Raw genomic sequence first — 17,177 nt, 5'->3', positions numbered from 1 at the left:
GACTCGACGTCGATTTCCCTACCAAACTGGCGATCATCGACGGCCGATGAAGCGGTCCGATGTGATGATCGCCAGTCTGGTACCGAATTCGTCGCGCCCCGTCCGGTATGCGTATTTTCTCCATACCAGGTTAGCGATCTTGTTGATTCAGGCGGCGAGGCGCGGCCGAAGATCCGCGATCGGGTATGGAAATCGGCGGCGCGGCCGCCCCGAGGCCTGGGCAGGCAGTCTGATCGGTGAGGTTCGCCGGGTCAGCAATCACTCATACCTGAGGGTCGGCCGCGGGCGGGATTTGCCGCCACGATGTTGGACAGAGCGTCGACCTCAGGGCCGGAACTGGCCTGCGGCGCGGACGAGGGGCAGGTCCATCAGGTTGACGATGCCCGGGGGTGCGGCGCACACCAGCGGGATGGCGTTGACGGCGGGCATCGCGGTGGTGACGGTGCCGTCGAGGTGGTCGCCCTGGGGCTCCAGCCGGACGCGCACCCCGGGGACGCCGTCGAGCTCGATGACGTAGCCGTGGGTGACCGGCCAGTTGGGCGTCATGTCCTCGCCGAGCTTCCAGACGAAGCTGCACTCGATGAGCGAACGTCCGTCCTTGTCGCCGGAGACGGTGCCCTTGAAGCCGGCGATACGGCCCTTCTTCACCGTCATGTAGCCCAGGTCGGTGTCCTGGTTGGCGGTGGCGAACTCGACCCGGAAGCCGACGCCGTCGAGCCGCAGGCCGAGGGCGTTCGCGAGCACCGGGATCTGGTCCTTGAACGAGCCGCAGGACGCCTCGCAGGCCTCGCGGGCGGCCGGGTCGTCGGGATCGAGGTCGAAGCCCTGGGCACGGAACATCTGCTCGTTGGCGTAGCCGGAGATGTCGAGCGACTCCAGGACGGAGAGCCGCTCGACGCGGCTGCACATGGCGCTAGCGGCGAGGGCGACCATCGGCGCGTGGCCGGGGTAGATGCCCGAGGCGTAGAGCGACGAGCCGCCCCGCAGGCAGGCGTCGCGCAGCCGGTGGGTGGCCTGCTCGCCGTACCCGAACCCGGCCATCATGTACATGGTCGACACGACGTTCACGCCCGACTCGAGGATCCGTTCGAGGTGATCGAAGTTCGGCCGGTACGCCATGTAGGAGACGCAGTCGGGCTGGAGCGCGAGCAGCGCGTCGATGTCGTCGGTGCTGGTGATGCCGATGGGGTCGATCCCGCACAGCTCACCGACGTCCCGCCCGACCTTGTCCGGCGAGTAGGCGTAGCAGCCGACCAGGTCGAGCACAGGGTGGCCGACCATGCCGCGCACGGCGGCGCTGCCCGTCTTGCCGGTGGTCCACTGGACCACCCGGAGGCGCCGGCTCACCGGGCGACCTTGTCGGGCCGGCGGGTCGAGGTCTCCTGCAGGGCCCGCCACACGCCGGTCGCCTCGGCCCGGGGTAGCGCGAAGCACCGCTGGGAGACGAACGCGTCGTCGGGATGGGTGTAGGCAACCGGTCCGTGGCCGAGGCCGTCATAGGACGCGGTCGCGACCTCCTGCGGCGTGCTGGGTCGCAGGAGCCGTGAGCGGGCCCGGTCGAGCGGGTCGTCCGTGTCGAGGCGGTTGCACAGCTCTGGGTCGAGCGTCTCCTGAAAGGAGTTGTAGTTCGGCGACGACGTCGCGCCGACGAACACGTTGACCGCGTCGACACCGTTGTCGGCGAGCTCCGTCCACAGCGACTCGGTGAGAATCCACTGGAAGCCCTTGCCGGCGTTGTACGTGCTGAAGTTGACCGCGCCCTGGGTGCCGCCCATCGAGCTGATCATCACGATGCCGCCGCGGCCGCGGTCGATCAGCCTGCGGCCGAAGTGGTGGCACAGGATCACCGGGGTGCGGCAGTTGACGTCGACGCTGAGCAGGTGCAGGTCGAGGTCACCGTCGACGAAGCGGCTGTTCGGCCCCACCGCGGCGTTGTAGACGAACAGGCCGATGTCGAGGTCCTTCGTCGCGTCGGCCACCACGGTGCCGATGTCGGGCGACGCCAGGTCGGCGGCGATCGTCCGCACCTCGACGCCATGCTGGGCGGCGACCTCGGCCGCCGTCGCCTCCAGCTGGTCCTTGCCGCGAGCGAGCAGAACCACGTGTAAGCCGCGGCGGGCCGCCTCATGCGACAGCGCGGCACCGATTCCCATCGACGCGCCGGCCACCAGGGCCCACGGCCCATAGGAACTCTGGAAACTGTTCTCCACCATGACGGGGGCATCCTTCCGAAGACGCAGGTGCATGCCTGATGAGCGGCGGGCGTGAGCCGCGCGCCGCGCGTGGATGAGGCGCTGGTCAGACCCGGATCGGCAGACGCAGCGGGCCTCGCACCGTGCTGGTGTAGAGCATGTCGGTGCGGGCGCGGTCGACCGACCACTGCGGCCAGCGCAGCAGCGTCTCGGCCAGGCCGATCCGGGCCTCGCGCCGGGCCAGCGCCGCCCCGAGGCAGAAGTGGACGCCGTAGCCGAACGTCATGTGCAGGTCGAGCTTGCGGTGGACGTCGAGCCGGTCCGGGTCGGCGTACCTGCGCTCGTCCCGGCCGGCCGAGCCGGTGATGAGGATGACGCGGGAGTTCGCCGGGATCGTCCCGCCCGGCAGGGTCACGTCGCGGGTCGTCCACCGGGCGTTCACCGGGGACGGCGGCTCGTAGCGCAGGATCTCCTCGATCGCGCCCGGGATCAGCCCGGGGTCCCGCACCAGTTCGGCCCGCTGGTCGGGGTACTCGTCGAGCGCGCTCGCGGCCCAGCCGAGGTGGCGGGCGACGGTCTCGCTCCCGGCGCTGAACAACAGGATCGCGAAGCTGGCCAGTTCCTCGTCGGTGAGCCGCCGTGGCTCACCGGTCACCTCGTCGGCGACCTCGGCGTTGACCAGGTCGGTGAACACGTCGTCGCGGGGATGCGTGCGCCGGTCGGCGAAATGGGCGCCGAGGCGCTGCCCGAGCTCGCCCAGCGCGGCCAGCGACGTCTCGTTGTTCATGCCGACGCCTTCTTCCATGTGGAAGACGTTGTCGACGATGTGGCGCAGTTCTTCGCGCTCACTGCCGGGAACACCGAGCAGGATCGAGATGACCGTGGGCGGCAGGATCGCGGCGAAATCCTGGACGTAGTCGAAACCGCCCGAGCCGACCTGGGGGTCGAGCAGCTGCGCGCAGATCTCGTGGATGCGCTCCTCCAGCATCGTGACCCGCCGGACGGTGAACGCGCGGGACACGAGTTTGCGCAGCGTCGTGTGTTTCGGCGCGTCGAGCCAGATGATCATCGCCGTGTCGTAGGGATCCGGCGCCATCGTCTCGAGGGTGGTGCCGTGGCTGGAGCTGAACGTCTCGGCGTCGCGGTGGGCCAGCTCGATGTCGTCGAAGCGGGACAGCGCGTAGAAGCCGAGGCGGTCGTTGCGGTAGACGGGCGCCTCGTCGCGTAAGCGCCGCCAGAGCGGATACGGGTCGTCGCGCAGTTCGGGGGCGATCGGATCCCAGTAGAGATCAGTCATCGGAGCCTCCGGCCGGTCGTGGACCAGCTGTTGTCGTGGACCAGCTGTTGTCGTGGACCAGCTGTTGTCAGGTCGCGGCCTTGCCGCCGAAGAAGAAGGCGTCGGCGTTCGCGTAGAGCCAGTTGTCGCGGACCTCGTCGGTCAGGTCGAGCGCGGCGGCCTCGGTCAGGGTCCGCTGGAAGGACAGCACGGGGTAGTCGGAGGCGAAGATGACGCGCTCCTTGCCGCGGGTCGCCATGAAGTGCAGCAGCGAGGCCGGCAGCCGCTTCGGCGACCAGGCCGACGTCATCAGGCGCAGGTTCTTGTATTTGATCATCAGGCGGATCGCGGTGTCCCACCAGGGGTCGGCGCCGTGGATCATGCAGAGCTTCAGCTCGGGGAACCGGTAGCAGACCCGGTCGAGGTGGATCGGGTTCTGCGGCTCGGCCGGCAGCGGCGGCCCGGGAATGCCGGTGTTCACGCACAGCGGCAGCTCAAGCTCGCAGCATTTCGTGTAAAGCGGGAAGTAGACCGGGTCGGTGGGCGGGTACATGCCGTCGCCCCAGAAGCTCGGGCCGACGTTCGTGCACACGACCGGGTAGTCACGGACATACGACTCCAGCGTGCGGACCGTCGGCATCGGGCGCAGCAGGTTGAACCCACCGAGCGCGAGGGAGAAACGGTCCGGGCGGGCCTCGGCGAACTGGAACGCCCGCCCGTCGGTCCTGCCGACCTTCGCGATCAGGATCGCCTTCTCGACGCCGTTCGCGTCCATGTCGTCGACCAGCTCGTTCAGTTCCGGGCTCTTGAAGAACGAGTCGCCGCCCTTGAAGTAGTCCTCCTTGACGCGGACCATCCAGTCCGGCTGCTTGTTGTCACCGAAGTCGACGTTCACCAGACAGTCCATGGCGCGCGGCACGATGCCTCTTCTCGGTAGGTGGGTCTTTCCAGTTGCCGGCGGGAACGTGCCCGTCACCAGGTCCGTTCGGGAACGGCGTCAGCGACCTGGGCGCGCAGGGCGGTCTTGGCGACCTTGCCGGTGGCGGTGGTGGGGAGCTCGGGCAGCAGCACCAGTGCCTCCGGGCACTTGAACGCGGCGAGGCGGTCCCGGGCGAACTCCCGCAGGCTCGCCAGGGTCGGCTTGGTACCGGGCCGGGGGACCACGACGGCACAGACCCGCTCGCCCAGGCTCCGGTCGTCGAGCCCGACCACCGCGGCCTCGGCGACGTCCGGGTGCTCGTGCAGGACGGCCTCCACCTCGGCGCAGTAGACGTTCTCGCCGCCGCGGATGACGACGTCCTTCAGCCGGTCGACGACGTGGACGAAGCCGTCGGCGTCGACGTAGCCGAGGTCGCCCGAGCGGAACCAGCCGTCCTGGAAGGACGCCCGCGTCGCGGCCTCGTCGTTCCAGTAGCCACGGGCGACCTGCGGCGAGCGGAAGCAGAGCTCGCCGGTGTCGCCGGGCGGCAGCGGCGTGCCGTCGGCGTCGACGGTCCTGACGTCGGCGGTCAGGTTGGGCCGACCCACGCTGTCGGGATGCGCCGCGAACTCGACGCCGACGTTCGTCACCACCGCGGAGGTGGTCTCGGTCAGGCCGTAACCGTTCAGCAGGGCGACCTCGGGGCCGAACACCTCGGTCGCGAGCGCCACCAGGTCGGGGGGTACGGCCGCGCCGCCGATGGGGAACATCCGTACGTCCAGGCCGAGGTCGCCGACTCCGGGGTATTCGAGGATCTGGCGCGCCACGGCCGGGACACCGCCGAGCGTCGTGACCGCCTCCGCGACCGCGAGGCGCGCCCATTCGCGGACGTCCCACCGGTGCATCAGCACCATCTTCGCGCCGCCGAGCGGAGCGCCGACGATGGCCGCGATCCCGCCGATGTGGAACAGCGGCCCGGTCGAGATCGTCGAGGACTGGCGGGCCGGCGCCGGCGGCCGCCCGGCGACGATCGCCTCCCGGACGGAGGCGAAGGCCATGTTCCACAGGTTGGCCGTCATGCCGCGGTTGGTGTTGAGCGCTCCCTTGGGCCGACCGGTCGTCCCGGACGTGTACAGGAGCGTGATCGGGTCGTCCCGGTCGAGCCGGGCGACCTCGTCGTCCGCCAGTGGCGGCCCGGACGTCAGCTCGTCGAAGGCGACGTCGCCGGCGCCCGTGCGCACCCCGATCAGCCCGAGGCCCTCGGGCCGGCCGGCCGCGCGGATGCTGTCACACCGGTCGCCGTCGGCGAACAGGACCGCGACGCCGGCGTCGCGTAACGCGTACGTGAGCTCGCCGCCCGCCCACCACGAGTTCAGCGGCACCACGACCGCTCCGGCCAGCGCGGCCCCCCAGAAACCGATCACGAACTCCGGCAGGTTGCGCATGGCGATGCCGACCCGGTCACCCCGCCGGACGCCGAAGGCCGACCGCAGCTCGCGGGCCAGGCTACGAGCCCGGCCGCGCACGTCGGCGAAGGTGAGCCGCTCGTCCTCGTAGACGATGTTGACGAGCGCCTCGTGCGCGGCGCCCAGCTCGAAGACGTCGACGATGGTGCGCGGCGCGCGCACGAAGTCCCGCAGCGCGACGCCGTCGAGCACGACGTCCTCAAGCTCGAACGGCGCTCCCGGGCCGACGAGCGGCGCGAGGCGGGGGTCGTCGCGGTACACCGGCGCGAGGCCGGGACCTCGGTCAACCGCCATGCGAGCCTCCCGACGAGCATCGAAGAGATATAGATATTTCTAGCCGTCCGACCGGCCGTCGCCAAGCCCCCCCGGGCCTGTCACCTCGGCCTACGGCCCGCGGGGCACGTCCCGGAAGGCGTCGGTGTCGGCGCGGTGCTCGCGGGGCATCCCGAGCAGCCGTTCGGCGATGACGTTGCGGGCCATCTCGGTCGTGCCGCCGCCGATGCACGCGGCCTGGCGGATCACGAAGCCGAGGCCGACCTGGGCGGAGCTCTCGTCGTCGGGCTCCCAGACCACGCCTGCCTCGCCGTACAGCTCGGTGGCGAGCGCCGCGCGCCGGGCGTTCGCCGTCCCGCCGAACAGCCGGGGCATCGCGGCGGCGTGGTGGGGGAGCACCCCGGTGGCCATCTTGCGGGTGACCGACTCGACCAGGGCCCGCAGGACCAGCGCGCTCGTCTGGGCCTCGCCGATGAGGGCCCGGGTGGCGCTGTCCTCGATCGTCCCGAGGTCGCGGGCGGCCTCGATCATGGCGGCCGGCTCGTAGGGGCCGTCGTTCGGCCGGTTCCCGCCCCCGGTCACGTAGGGGGAGCCGCCGGAGATCGTCCGCTCGTGGTAGAGCCAGCGGGTCATGACGGTCCAGCCGGCGTCGACGTCCCCGATCCGGTCGGCGTCGGGCACCACCACGTCGGTCAGGAACTCCTGGCAGAAGTCCGTCGAGCCGTTCACCAGCTCGATCTGGCGGATCTGCAGGCCGGGCGCGGTCATCGGCAGGCTGAACACGGTCAGGCCGCGGTGCTTCTCGACGTCCCAGTTCGTCCGCGCCAGGCAGAGCGCCCAGTCGCCCCACCAGCCGGCCGTGGTCCAGATCTTCGAGCCGTTCAGCACCCAGCCGTCGCCGTCCCGGGTCGCGGTGGTGACCGCGCCGGCGGCGTCCGAGCCGCCGCCTGGCTCGGACAGCAGCTGGACCCAGATCTCCTCGCCGCGCAGCATCCGCGGGATGTGGCGCAGCTTCTGCTCCTCGGTCCCGAACTCCAGCAGCACGGCCATGCAGGGGATGAACGTCGACGCCTGGATCTCGGCCGGGTAGTCGTAGCCCTTGATCTCCCGGTTGAACGCGGCCTGGTGCGCCGGGGTCAGCCCCTGGCCGCCGTACTCGCGCGGCACGCAGATGCCCGCGAACCCGCCGTCGAAGAGCCGGCGCTGCAGCTCGCGGCACGTCGCGGCCCGGGCCAGCACCTCCTCGTCGCTCGGGTGGGTGGCGGCGTAGAGGAAGAAGGTGTCCCTGGTGAGGTCGGCCGGCGGCAGGTTCTCGGCCAGCCAGGCCCGGGCCCGCGCCGCGAACGCGTCGACGTCGATCACGGTGTCGCTCACTTCGCACCCTCCAGGGCGGCCTCGGCCAGCCGTACGACGCGGTCGGTGAAGGCGCCCGGAGTGCCGAACAGCTGGGCGTCGACGGTGGCCCGGCGCAGGTAGAGGTGCAGGTCATGCTCGAAGGTCACGCCGATGCCGCCGTGCAGCTGGACGCAGTCCTGGATCAGCTCGGGGCCGACCCGCCCGGCGTGCGCCCTGGCCGCGCTCGCCCAGGTGCTGGCGTCGGGCGCCCCCTCGCCGACGCGGCGCGCGGCCTTCTCGGTGACCGCGGCGCTCGCCTCCAGCTGGGTGCGCAGGTCGGCCATCCGGTGCTTGATCTCCTGGTAGGACCCGAGCGGGCGGCCGAACGAGTACCGGTCCCGCGTCCACTGAAGGGTGATGGCGAACGCGCGTTCCATCGCCCCGACGATCTCCCCGGCCTGCAGGACGGCCGTCAGGTCGAGCAGGACCTCGTCGTCGACGGCGCCGTCGACCTGGGCGCTCGCCGCCACGGTCACCTCCTGGAAGGTGACCGCGCTGTAGCGCCGGACGAGGTCGAGGCCGCGCAGTTGGGAGACCTGGACCCCGGGGGCGTCGAGCGGGACGAGGAAGTGCGACGGTGCGTCGTCGACCAGCGCGGTGACCAGGAGACAGCCGGTCGGCGCTCCGGCCTCGACCCGGGGCACCGTCCCGTCGAGGACGAAGCCGTCGCCCGACCGCACCGCTCGCACTGGCGTGTTGCTGGGGCCGGCCCGGTGCCGCCGCGGGACGGGAGCCCAGGCGGCTGTGGCGTCACCGTCGAGCAGCTCGGACAGGGGCGCGCCGTGCCGGTCGGTCGAACCCCACCGGCCCAGCGCCGCCGCGACGACGTTGGTCCCGATCAGCGGGCCGGGCGCGGCGTGGCGACCGAACTGGAAGGCGACGGGGAGAAGGTCCGCGAGCCCGTTGCCGCTGATCGAGCCACCGCCGGAGCCCTCCGGCACGAGCAGCGCCGTCCAGCCGAGCTCGGCGCCCTGCTTCCACTCGGCGGCGTCGAAGGTCGACTCCCGCCGGGACAGCTCACGTATGCGAGCCGCGGGGTAGGTGGCGGCGAGGTACTGCTCGGTCGTGGTCTCTAAGAGTGCCTGGTCTGGCGTCTGGGTGAACATCGTCCTCCTGGGCGTCCGGCGCGGTGTCTGCCGACGTCCGCATACATATATCTAAACCTTTCGGTGGAGTCTGGCTAGGGCCGGGAACCTGCGGGTTCCGCGCGGTCGGCGGCGCGCCCGGAACCCGCCCGCCAGGCCGGCGCTGTCTGGCCTCCAGCCGCCGCACCAGGTAGGACAGGCTGGCGTTCACCGCGACGTAGGCGACCGCGACGACGACGTAGCTCTGCAGGACCGACTGCGCGTACTGCCCGGTGATCTGCCCGCGGCGCAGCAGTTCCGGGTAGGGCAGGACGAAACCGAGCGACGTGTCCTTGAGCAGCACGATGTACTGGCTGAGCAGCGACGGCACCATCCGGCGGATGGCCTGGGGCAGCACGACGAACCGCATCGCCGGCCAGAAGCCCAGTCCGAGCGCCGCGGCGGCCTCCCGCTGACCCGAGGGCAGGGCGACGATGCCGGTCCGGAAGATCTCCGCGAAGAAGGCGCTGTTGTACAGGGTCAGGCCCAGGACGAGGAACCAGAAGACCGGGAGGTCCAGGCCAATCGTCGGCAGCCCGAGCCCGATGAAGTAGATCAGCAGCAGGACCGGGATCGCCAGCCAGAAGTGCGTGTAGGCCGCCGCGGCGGCCCGCAGCGGCGCCAGCGGAGCGAGCCGGCAGAGCGCGAGCAGGCAGCCGAGCGCCAGGGCGAGCGTGCCGGCGACGGCCGCCACCTTCAGCGTGTTGAGCAGGCCGAACGCGAGAAACCGCAGGATGGCGGGATTGGTGACGAACGCCCAGCGCTCCCGGTCCAGCTGGTGATGCGAGTCCAGCCGCAGGACCGCGACCGTGACCACGAAGCCGACGAGCCCCACCGTGACAGCGGACGCGGCCGCGATCCAGGCCCTGGCCCGCGGCCCGGGTTCGTCATAGAGAACGGTCACCGGGTCACCGCTACCCGGCGCTCGATCAGGCGGGTGACCCCGCCGAGGGGCAGTGTCACGACGAGGTAGGCAGCGGCCGCGGCGAGGTAGATCCAGACGGGACTGGGATCCGAGGTGTTGAGCTGGCCGGCCCGGGCGGTGAGCTCCAGCACGCCGATCGGGGCGGCCAGCGAGGTGTTGCGGACCAGTGCGGACAACAGCGCGCCCAACGGCGGGACCACCGCGCGGAACGCCTGCGGCAGCACGACGTGGCGCAGCGTCCCGGTGAAGGTCAGGCCCAGGGAGCGGGCCGCCTCCGCCTGTCCCACCGGCACCGAGCGGATCCCCGACAGCAGTGCCTCGGCGACGAAGGCGCCGGTGTAGCCGCCCAGCACCAGGACGGCCGAGACGAACAGCGAGTAGCGGACGCCGGTCTTCGGCAGTCCGTACACGAACAACAGGATCAGGACGAGCGGGGGCGTGTTGCGGACAGTCTCGACGTAGACCAGCCCGGCCGCCCGCAGAGGGGCGGCCGGGCAGACCCGCGCCGTCGCGACGACCACACCGACACCCAGCGCGAGCAGGAAGGACAGCGCGGTGAGCTGGAGGGTCGTCGACAGTCCCGACCCGAATACGTCCAGGTGGTCCAGGACGACGTTCACAGTGGGCTCCGAACGGGCCGGGTGCGGCGGTCAGGCCACGTAGCGGTCGATGGTCGGAGTGGCGGGGACCGTGGTCGCCACGGTGCCGACCGTGGAGCGGAAGGCGCTCGCCCAGTCCCCGTTCCGGTAGGCCTCATCGAGAGTGTCGTTGAGGAAGGCGCGGAAGCCGTCGTCGCCCTTGATCAGGCCGATTCCGTACGGCTCCGAGGTGAACGCCGTGCCGACGAGCTTCAGGGCGTCCTTGTGCTGGGACACCAGGCCGAGCAGGACGACGTTGTCCGTGGTGACCGCGTCGACCCGGCCGTCGAGGAGCTGCTCGGCGCACGAGCTGTAGGTGTCCACGAGAACGACGCTGGCACCGGGAGCCTTCGCCCGCAGGTTCGTCTCCGACGTGGAGCCCTCGACGGTGCAGACCTTCTTGCCGTTCAGGTCCGTGACGCCGTGGACCGTGGTGTCGCCGGCCTTGACCATGATGTCCTGGCCGGCTGTGTAGTACGGCCCGGCGAAGTCGACGAGCTTCTTGCGCGCGTCGTTGATCGTGTAGGTGGCGACGACGACGTCGACCTTGCCCTGCTGGATGAACGGCTCCCGGTTCTTCGAGACCGTCTCGACGAACTTCACCTTGTCCGGGCTGCCGAAGATGCGGATCGACAGCAGGCGCGCGATCTCGGTGTCAAAGCCCTCGATCTTCCCGGTCGTCGGGTTCTGCAGCCCGAAGAGCGGCTGGTCGAACTTGGTGCCGACGATGAGCTCACCCCGCTGCCGGATCCTGTCCAGGGTGGCGCTGGCCGGGAAGGCGGTGGCCTGGGTCATCTTGTAGCCGCTGGTCGCCTTGGCGGTGCCGGCGGGAGCTGCTCCCGGGCCCGGGTCGCTACCGCCACAGGCGGCGAGCGTCAGCGCGATCGCGGCGGCGAGGCCGACCGTCACGGCTGACACCCGCGCCGACAGGCGAGTTCGTGCGAACATGGTTTTCCCCTTTTCTGTCGTCTCCCGCGCGGACTCGTGACCGGCGAGAGACTTGTCGGGAGGCTTTTCGGTTCGCCGGGGACCGGCAATACCCGCGCCGCACCCCGCGGGCGACGGCGCGGTTGTCAGTGGCGCGGTTTCACTGGCGCGGTTTCAGTGGCGCGATTGTCAGTGGCTGAGCACCTTGCCGAGGAAATCCCGGGCGCGTTCGGACCGCGGGTTCGCGAAGAACTCCGCCGGCGGTGCCGTCTCGACGATCCGGCCGTCGTCCATGAAGACCACCCGGTTCGCGACGGTCCGGGCGAACCCCATCTCGTGGGTGACCACGACCATCGTCATGCCGGACGCGGCGAGCTCGCGCATCACGTCGAGGACCTCGTTGATCATCTCCGGGTCGAGGGCCGACGTGGGCTCGTCGAACAGCATGACCTTGGGCTCCATCGCGAGCGCCCTGGCGATCGCGGCCCGCTGCTGCTGGCCGCCCGACAGCTCCGCCGGGAGCTGGTGGGCCTTGTCCGCGATGCCCACCCGGTCGAGCAGCTGACGCGCCGTGGCCTCGGCCTTCCCACGCGGGATGCCCCGGACCTTGATGGGTGCCAGCGTGACGTTGTCGAGCACGCTGCGGTGGCTGAACAGGTTGAAGGACTGGAAGACCATGCCCACCTGCGCCCGCAGCCGGGCGAGCGCCCTGCCCTCCTGCGGCAGCGGGACGCCGTCGATGGTGATGCTGCCGGAGTTGATCACCTCGATCCGGTTGATGCAGCGGCACAGTGTCGACTTCCCGGCCCCGGACGGCCCGATGATCACAACGACCTCGCCACGGTCGACGGTCAGATCGACGTCGCGGAGGACCTGGTGGGCGCCGAACGACTTGCACACCTTGTTCAGCACGATGACCGGCCGGCCGGGCGGGACCGGCGGAGCCGGGGCCGGCGCTGCCAGGGACATGGCTACGTGAATCTCCTTTCTGAATGGCTTTCGAGGGCGCGCGAAACAGGGCTCTCCGGTTCGGATGCGCCGTGTTCGGGCTTCTTGAGAATGGCATCGCCAAAGGTAGGCGGCCCCGTCACCGACCGCTGTCGAGTTCGCGACAGATGCTCGTTTCTTTACTGCCGCTTTGCCTTTTCTTTGATTCTTGGGACGGCGCTGCGCCGGGTCGACAAATGTCGGGCACGGCGGCGGCCTGAAATCGATTTCCGGGACGCCGCCGTCGGGATGATGTCGCCTGGCGGACAGCCTTCTTACCGGTTCTTTTCTCCTGGCCAGTTCCTTGTCGCCTGGCGCCCTGTGGGGCCGACCGAGCCCGCCGGAGATATCTAGCTGTTTCGACGGCGTTGAGGCGGCTCGGCGCTCGTGGCGGCCGCGGCCGGGTCGGTCGAGGTCCAGGCGTACGTCCTCGAACGCCTCGGTGGCCGTCGCGGCGACTCCGGGCCCTCTCGCTGGTGGCATTGCACCGCGACCGGCTTCGTGGCCCGCTGGGTCGCTGCGCGTGGGCGGCCGGGCGCCGTTGCGCCAGGCTGGCGCTGGTGCTAGATATATTTAGAGGTTTCGAGGGGGACCTCGGCGTCGGCGCCGCACTCAGGCCGTCGCTGGCTGAGGGCGGCAGCCCCGGTCGGTGGAGCCGCGTCGTGGCCGTCCCAGGTCTCACCACTGATGACAAAGGGGACGTAATGATCCTTAGGCGCCGAACAATAGTGGGAACCGCGTGCCTCGCCGCCGCGGTGACGCTCTTAGCCGTCGGCTGCGGCTCGTCGGGGTCCGGCGGCGGCACGAACGCCGCCGGCGGCGGCTCCAGCCGGACGGTCACCATCGGTGTGCTCACCGACGTGACGGGACCCGCGGCGTCCGGAAACAAGACCTTCGTCGACGGCGTGAAGGCGGGTACGTTCTACGCCTCCCGCAACGGATACAAGATCAAGTACGTGGTCGCGGACACGGCGACCAACCCGACGACCGCGCTGGCCGCCGCGCAGAAGCTCGTCACCCAGGACCACGTCCTGGCGGTGCTGGCCGAGTCCTCCATCCTCTTCACCACGACCAACTACCTGACCGCGCACAACGTCCCGGTCATCGGGGTGAGCCAGGACGGGCCGGAGTGGTCGACCGCGAAGAACATGTTCTCGGTCGCCGGCCCGCTGCAGCAGACGAAGGTGTCGACGACCATCGGCGAGCTGCTGAAGCTGGTGGGCGTGACCAACCTTGCCTCGCTCGGCTACGGCGTCTCACCGATCTCGTCCGAGTCGGCGGCCTCCGGCGCGCTGTCCGCGCAGGTCGCGGGCATCAAGGTCGGCTACCTGAACGCCAAGTTCCCCTTCGGCAGCACCGACGTCGGCCCCGAGGTGCTGGCGATGAAGAACGCCGGGATCAACGGGCTCTGGGCCTCGGTCGACCCGAACACGGGCTTCGCGTTGATCAGCGGCCTGCGTGACCAGGGCGTGGACCTCAAGGGCGTGCTGCTGCCGACCGGCTACGGCGGTGACATCCTTCAGGCTGGCCAGGGCGCGCTCCAGGACGCCCAGGGCGTCTACTTCACCCTTGGGTACGAGCCGGTCGAGATGCAGACCGCCGCGACCAAGCAGCTGCAGGCCGACTTCGCCAGCGCCCACATCACCCTGGCGCCGACCTACGCGTCCTACACCGGCTACGTCTCGACCGGGCTCCTTGTCCGCGCGCTGAAGGACGCCGGCCCCGGTGTCACCCAGGCCTCGCTGATCAAGGCCCTGTCGAACGTCCACGACTGGGACGCGATGGGCCTGTTCGGTGGCCACAAGGCGGACATCAACGACCGGGTGAACATCGTGAACGGCGCGGACAACTGCTGGTGGCTGACCAAGCTCGAGGGCGACAAGTTCACCCTCGTCCCCGGTGGAGACCCCGTCTGCGGGAAGCTGGTCCCCGGTAAGACCGTCGCCCCCGCGTCCTGACGGACGGACCGGGCGGACAACCGCCAGGCGCGGCCCGCCCACCGCCTGTTCCGGCGGTGGGCGGGCCGTCGCCGAGCCGCGGTCACCCGACGCGGACCACGTCCGGAAGCCGGTAGACGGCGAACGGCGCGCGAATGACCGGCAGGGCGACATTGCGCACCGCCGTGCCGGCGGCCGTCCGGCCGACCTCGATTCCGTAGTGCGCGTGACCGTGCACGGCCAGCGCCACCGGGCGACCCCCGGCGTCTCCTGGCCCGGCCGCCGACGCGGCCGCCGGTTCTCCGTCGATCGCGGCACCAAGCAGGTCGTTTCCCAGGAACGGGTACAGCTCCTGCGGCTCGCCCCTGAGGGTTTCCGGGGTCGGCGCGAAATGCGTGAGCGCCACGCGCAGGTCGACATCAAGGCGCTCCAGCGCGTCTCGCAGCTGCCGCGCGGACGTCGCGGCGCGCTGGCTGAACGCCCGCGTCTCCGTGTCGCCGGGCTCGGCGTCCGGGTCGCCGGCGAATCCTCCGCCGGTGCCCTTCACACCGGCGATCCCGATCTTCCCGCCGGCGGTGTCGACGACCGTCGACGTACCGTCCAGCACCGTCAGGCCGGCGCCGGTCAGCATCTCGGCGAGAACCGCTTCCTCGCCGTGGTCATGGTCGTGGTTACCCAGTACCACGACGACGGGCAGATCCAGGCCACCGAACAGCGCGCAGAGCGTCGCCGCCGATTCGGTGCGGCCGTCGTCGGTGAGGTCGCCGGCGAGGAGGAGGACGTCGGCGACCTGCGCCGCGCGTTGATAGAACGACCGGAGCCGGGCTGGTGGGGCCTTGGCGGTGACGTGCAGGTCTCCAACTGCTGCGACACGGACCATGCCACCATCATCCTCGCCGCCTTCGCCCGGCCTCCCGGCCCGTCGTAACCGGGTTCCTCGGACGCCTTCCACGTTTGTCAATCTATGTGGATCTTCATACGCTGCCGGTATGACCGCGCCGGCTGACCAGCCCCGACGCACCCAGGCCGAACGGCGCGCGGCGTCGGAGGCGGCGCTGCTGCGGGCGGCGGCCGAGCTCATCGCCGAGGCCGGCATCGAGCGGACCTCGCTGCGCAGCATCGGCGAGCGCGCCGGGATCAGCCGAGCGATGCCGGCCTACCACTTCGGCTCGAAGGAAGGCCTGGTCAGCCGCCTGATCAGCCACGCCTACGGCCGGACCTTCGACGCGACGCTGCTGGCCCTGGGCCGCGCCGGAGACGACGCCGAGAGGCTTCCCAAGCTCGACGCGCTACGCGCGATCATCGACACGTTCCTGGAGATCGTCATCTCCGGCCAGAGCATCGAGGAGCGCGCCGTCGTCGTCATGTGGGGCGCCACGTTCCCCACCAGCTCCAATGTCCCCGCGATGACCGAGGCCGACGCGACCACCCACCAGCTCCTGGCGCGCCTCATCCGCGAGGCACAGCAGGAAGGATCGGTCCGGCCGGGCGTCGACGCCGATGCCGCCTCGCTCCTCGTCATGGGTATGGCCCGCGGCGTCGCCGCGCTGTCGCTGTCACACCCCGACGCCGCGGACCCCGCGCGGATTCGCGACCTGTGCGGGCAGGCCATCACCGCGGTCCTCGGCAACGACGCGTCGGCCGGGGACGGCCTGGCCGGCGCCCCGGGCGGGACCTTCCGCGCCGGGCGGCGTCCCGCACCCTGACGGCACGTCGCTCACCGTGTCGGCCGGGCCTGTCCGGCCGTGGCTGGTGGCGGTTCGTGGCCTCGCGGGCGGGTAGTCCCCGCCTCGGGGTGTCGGATGGCGAGGTACCCGACTCTGCTGGGGCCGAAGGCCAAGGTGGGCGAGCCGCGCCTGCCCGTCGTGGATCTGCTCGACCTGGCGCGGCGGCGGCTGCGGCTCGATCTGGCCTGCCTGGGCCGGCTCGACGGGGATCTGCTGGTCGTCCAGGAGACCAGCGGGGACCCCAGCCTGTTCGGGCTGGCCCCGGGCAGCAGCGTGCGCCGTGAGCGGGGCCTGTTCGGCCGGGTGCTCACCGGGGCGATCCCACCGCTGATCTCGGACGCGCGCCAGGACCCGCGGACGTCGGACACCGCCTCCGTCCGCGACCTCGACGTCGGTGCGTACGCGGCGTCGCCGGTCCTCGACGCTGACGGCGGTGTGTACGGCCTGGTCGGCGGTCTGAACCGTGGGCCGTGCCCCGCTCTCGGGCCGGGCGACAGCCGGTTCCTCGGCCAGCTCGCGGACTTCCTCTCCAGCTATGTGACCGCCCTGGACGGAGCGTGGGCGGATCGTGGCAGGTCCTGGTGCCGCGTCCATGACCTCCTCGACAGCGGCGGACCGCAGATCCACCTGCAGCCCATCGTCGACCTGAGCTCCGGCCAGGCCGTCGCGGTCGAGGCGCTGGCCCGGTTCGCGGGCACGGCCCGTCCCGGCCCCCTGTTCGCCGAGGCCACGCTGGTCGGGCTCGGCGCCGAGCTCGAGACCACCGCGATCCGCCGCGCCCTGGCGCTGCTGGCCGACCTCCCGCCCGGAGTGCGCCTCGAGGTCAACGCCGCGCCCTCCACGGTCACCAGCGGCCTGGTCGACCTCCTGCTGTCCACCGACGCGCCGCACCGTCTCGCCCTGGAGATCACCGAACACGAGCGCATCGGCGAGGACCATGAGCTGCTCGGCGCCATCCAGACCCTGCGCGGCCACGGCGTCGACATCGTCATCGACGACCTGGGGACCGGCCACGCCGGCCTGGACCTCCTGCTCCGGATACGCCCGGACGTGATCAAACTCGACCGGTTCCTCGTGCGCGGCATGGCCGTCGACCGCGCGCACCGGGCCGTCACCGAAGGCATCACCACCATAGGCCACGGCCTCGGCGCCCGGGTCGTCGCCGAGGGCATCGAGACCCCCGCCGAGCTCGCCGCCGCCCGCGCGGCCGGCATCGACTACGGCCAGGGATTCCTGCTCGGCGTCCCCACCCCCGACGTCCGCGCCGCCTGCCTGCCGACACCCCCGGCCGCCGGGCTCCGCGCCGCCAGCCGGCCCGGCGCTCAGCCTCGACCGGGCCGGGCGCGGCGGCCGCGCGTGCGCCAGTCCCGACCTGCCGTGGCCGAGTAGGT

15 protein-coding genes are annotated in these 17,177 nt (G+C 71.1%); 3 read left to right on the top strand and 12 right to left on the bottom strand.

Annotated features, from left to right (window positions below; all coding sequences use genetic code 11):
• Window positions 1–324: 324 nt before the first annotated feature.
• The 11 genes from FRAEUI1C_RS21360 to FRAEUI1C_RS21310 all read right to left on the bottom strand — a co-directional run bounded on the left by FRAEUI1C_RS21360 (window position 325) and on the right by FRAEUI1C_RS21310 (window position 12,104).
• A complete protein-coding gene (locus FRAEUI1C_RS21360; protein WP_013425421.1) occupies window positions 325–1,347 on the bottom strand; it encodes an NAD(P)H-dependent amine dehydrogenase family protein in 1,023 nt (340 codons plus the stop codon).
• Entirely contained in the window at window positions 1,344–2,213 is an 870-nt protein-coding gene (locus FRAEUI1C_RS21355; protein WP_013425420.1) for an SDR family NAD(P)-dependent oxidoreductase, read from the bottom strand. Before FRAEUI1C_RS21355 ends, FRAEUI1C_RS21360 begins: the two co-directional genes overlap by 4 nt.
• 85 nt (window positions 2,214–2,298) lie before the next feature.
• On the bottom strand, window positions 2,299–3,489 hold the full coding sequence (locus tag FRAEUI1C_RS21350) for a cytochrome P450 (protein WP_013425419.1): 1,191 nt from the start codon (window positions 3,487–3,489) through the stop codon (window positions 2,299–2,301).
• A 67-nt stretch (window positions 3,490–3,556) separates the two neighbouring features.
• A complete protein-coding gene (locus FRAEUI1C_RS21345; RefSeq protein ID WP_013425418.1) occupies window positions 3,557–4,387 on the bottom strand; it encodes an amidohydrolase family protein in 831 nt (276 codons plus the stop codon).
• Between the two features lie 53 nt (window positions 4,388–4,440).
• A complete protein-coding gene (locus tag FRAEUI1C_RS21340; RefSeq protein WP_013425417.1) occupies window positions 4,441–6,147 on the bottom strand; it encodes a class I adenylate-forming enzyme family protein in 1,707 nt (568 codons plus the stop codon).
• A gap of 90 nt (window positions 6,148–6,237) precedes the next feature.
• Window positions 6,238–7,500, bottom strand: a complete 1,263-nt coding sequence (locus FRAEUI1C_RS21335) for an acyl-CoA dehydrogenase family protein (RefSeq protein WP_013425416.1) — start codon at window positions 7,498–7,500, stop codon at window positions 6,238–6,240.
• Window positions 7,497–8,627: an acyl-CoA dehydrogenase family protein gene (locus FRAEUI1C_RS21330; protein ID WP_041259575.1), complete on the bottom strand. Its 1,131-nt coding sequence runs from the start codon at window positions 8,625–8,627 to the stop codon at window positions 7,497–7,499. Before FRAEUI1C_RS21330 ends, FRAEUI1C_RS21335 begins: the two co-directional genes overlap by 4 nt.
• On the bottom strand, window positions 8,539–9,549 hold the full coding sequence (locus FRAEUI1C_RS21325) for an amino acid ABC transporter permease (protein WP_013425414.1): 1,011 nt from the start codon (window positions 9,547–9,549) through the stop codon (window positions 8,539–8,541). The genes FRAEUI1C_RS21330 and FRAEUI1C_RS21325 overlap by 89 nt, the downstream gene beginning before the upstream one ends.
• Entirely contained in the window at window positions 9,546–10,190 is a 645-nt protein-coding gene (locus FRAEUI1C_RS21320; RefSeq protein WP_013425413.1) for an amino acid ABC transporter permease, read from the bottom strand. Before FRAEUI1C_RS21320 ends, FRAEUI1C_RS21325 begins: the two co-directional genes overlap by 4 nt.
• A 30-nt stretch (window positions 10,191–10,220) precedes the next feature.
• Complete coding sequence (locus tag FRAEUI1C_RS21315; RefSeq protein WP_013425412.1) at window positions 10,221–11,156, bottom strand: glutamate ABC transporter substrate-binding protein; 936 nt, start codon at window positions 11,154–11,156, stop codon at window positions 10,221–10,223.
• A gap of 168 nt (window positions 11,157–11,324) precedes the next feature.
• On the bottom strand, window positions 11,325–12,104 hold the full coding sequence (locus FRAEUI1C_RS21310) for an amino acid ABC transporter ATP-binding protein (protein WP_013425411.1): 780 nt from the start codon (window positions 12,102–12,104) through the stop codon (window positions 11,325–11,327).
• Between the two features lie 722 nt (window positions 12,105–12,826).
• Between FRAEUI1C_RS21310 and FRAEUI1C_RS21305 the strand changes: the two genes are divergently transcribed.
• Window positions 12,827–14,080, top strand: coding sequence for an ABC transporter substrate-binding protein (locus tag FRAEUI1C_RS21305; protein WP_013425410.1), 1,254 nt, complete (start codon window positions 12,827–12,829; stop codon window positions 14,078–14,080).
• Between the two features lie 82 nt (window positions 14,081–14,162).
• On the opposite strand, the gene FRAEUI1C_RS21300 is transcribed toward FRAEUI1C_RS21305, so the two are convergent.
• On the bottom strand, window positions 14,163–14,939 hold the full coding sequence (locus FRAEUI1C_RS21300; protein ID WP_013425409.1) for a metallophosphoesterase family protein: 777 nt from the start codon (window positions 14,937–14,939) through the stop codon (window positions 14,163–14,165).
• Between the two features lie 109 nt (window positions 14,940–15,048).
• Between FRAEUI1C_RS21300 and FRAEUI1C_RS21295 the strand changes: the two genes are divergently transcribed.
• Together FRAEUI1C_RS21295 and FRAEUI1C_RS21290 are read left to right on the top strand one after the other, a co-directional pair.
• The gene (locus FRAEUI1C_RS21295; protein WP_013425408.1) at window positions 15,049–15,765 is read left to right on the top strand and encodes a TetR/AcrR family transcriptional regulator; all 717 of its coding nucleotides are present in this window, start codon (window positions 15,049–15,051) and stop codon (window positions 15,763–15,765) included.
• 96 nt (window positions 15,766–15,861) lie between these two features.
• Window positions 15,862–17,175: an EAL domain-containing protein gene (locus FRAEUI1C_RS21290; protein WP_013425407.1), complete on the top strand. Its 1,314-nt coding sequence runs from the start codon at window positions 15,862–15,864 to the stop codon at window positions 17,173–17,175.
• Window positions 17,176–17,177: the final 2 nt, after the last annotated feature.

Origin of the sequence: Pseudofrankia inefficax (assembly GCF_000166135.1) — a bacterium.
Lineage (GTDB): Bacteria > Actinomycetota > Actinomycetes > Frankiales > Frankiaceae > Pseudofrankia > Pseudofrankia inefficax.
This window is presented reverse-complemented; position numbering and strand designations above follow the sequence as displayed.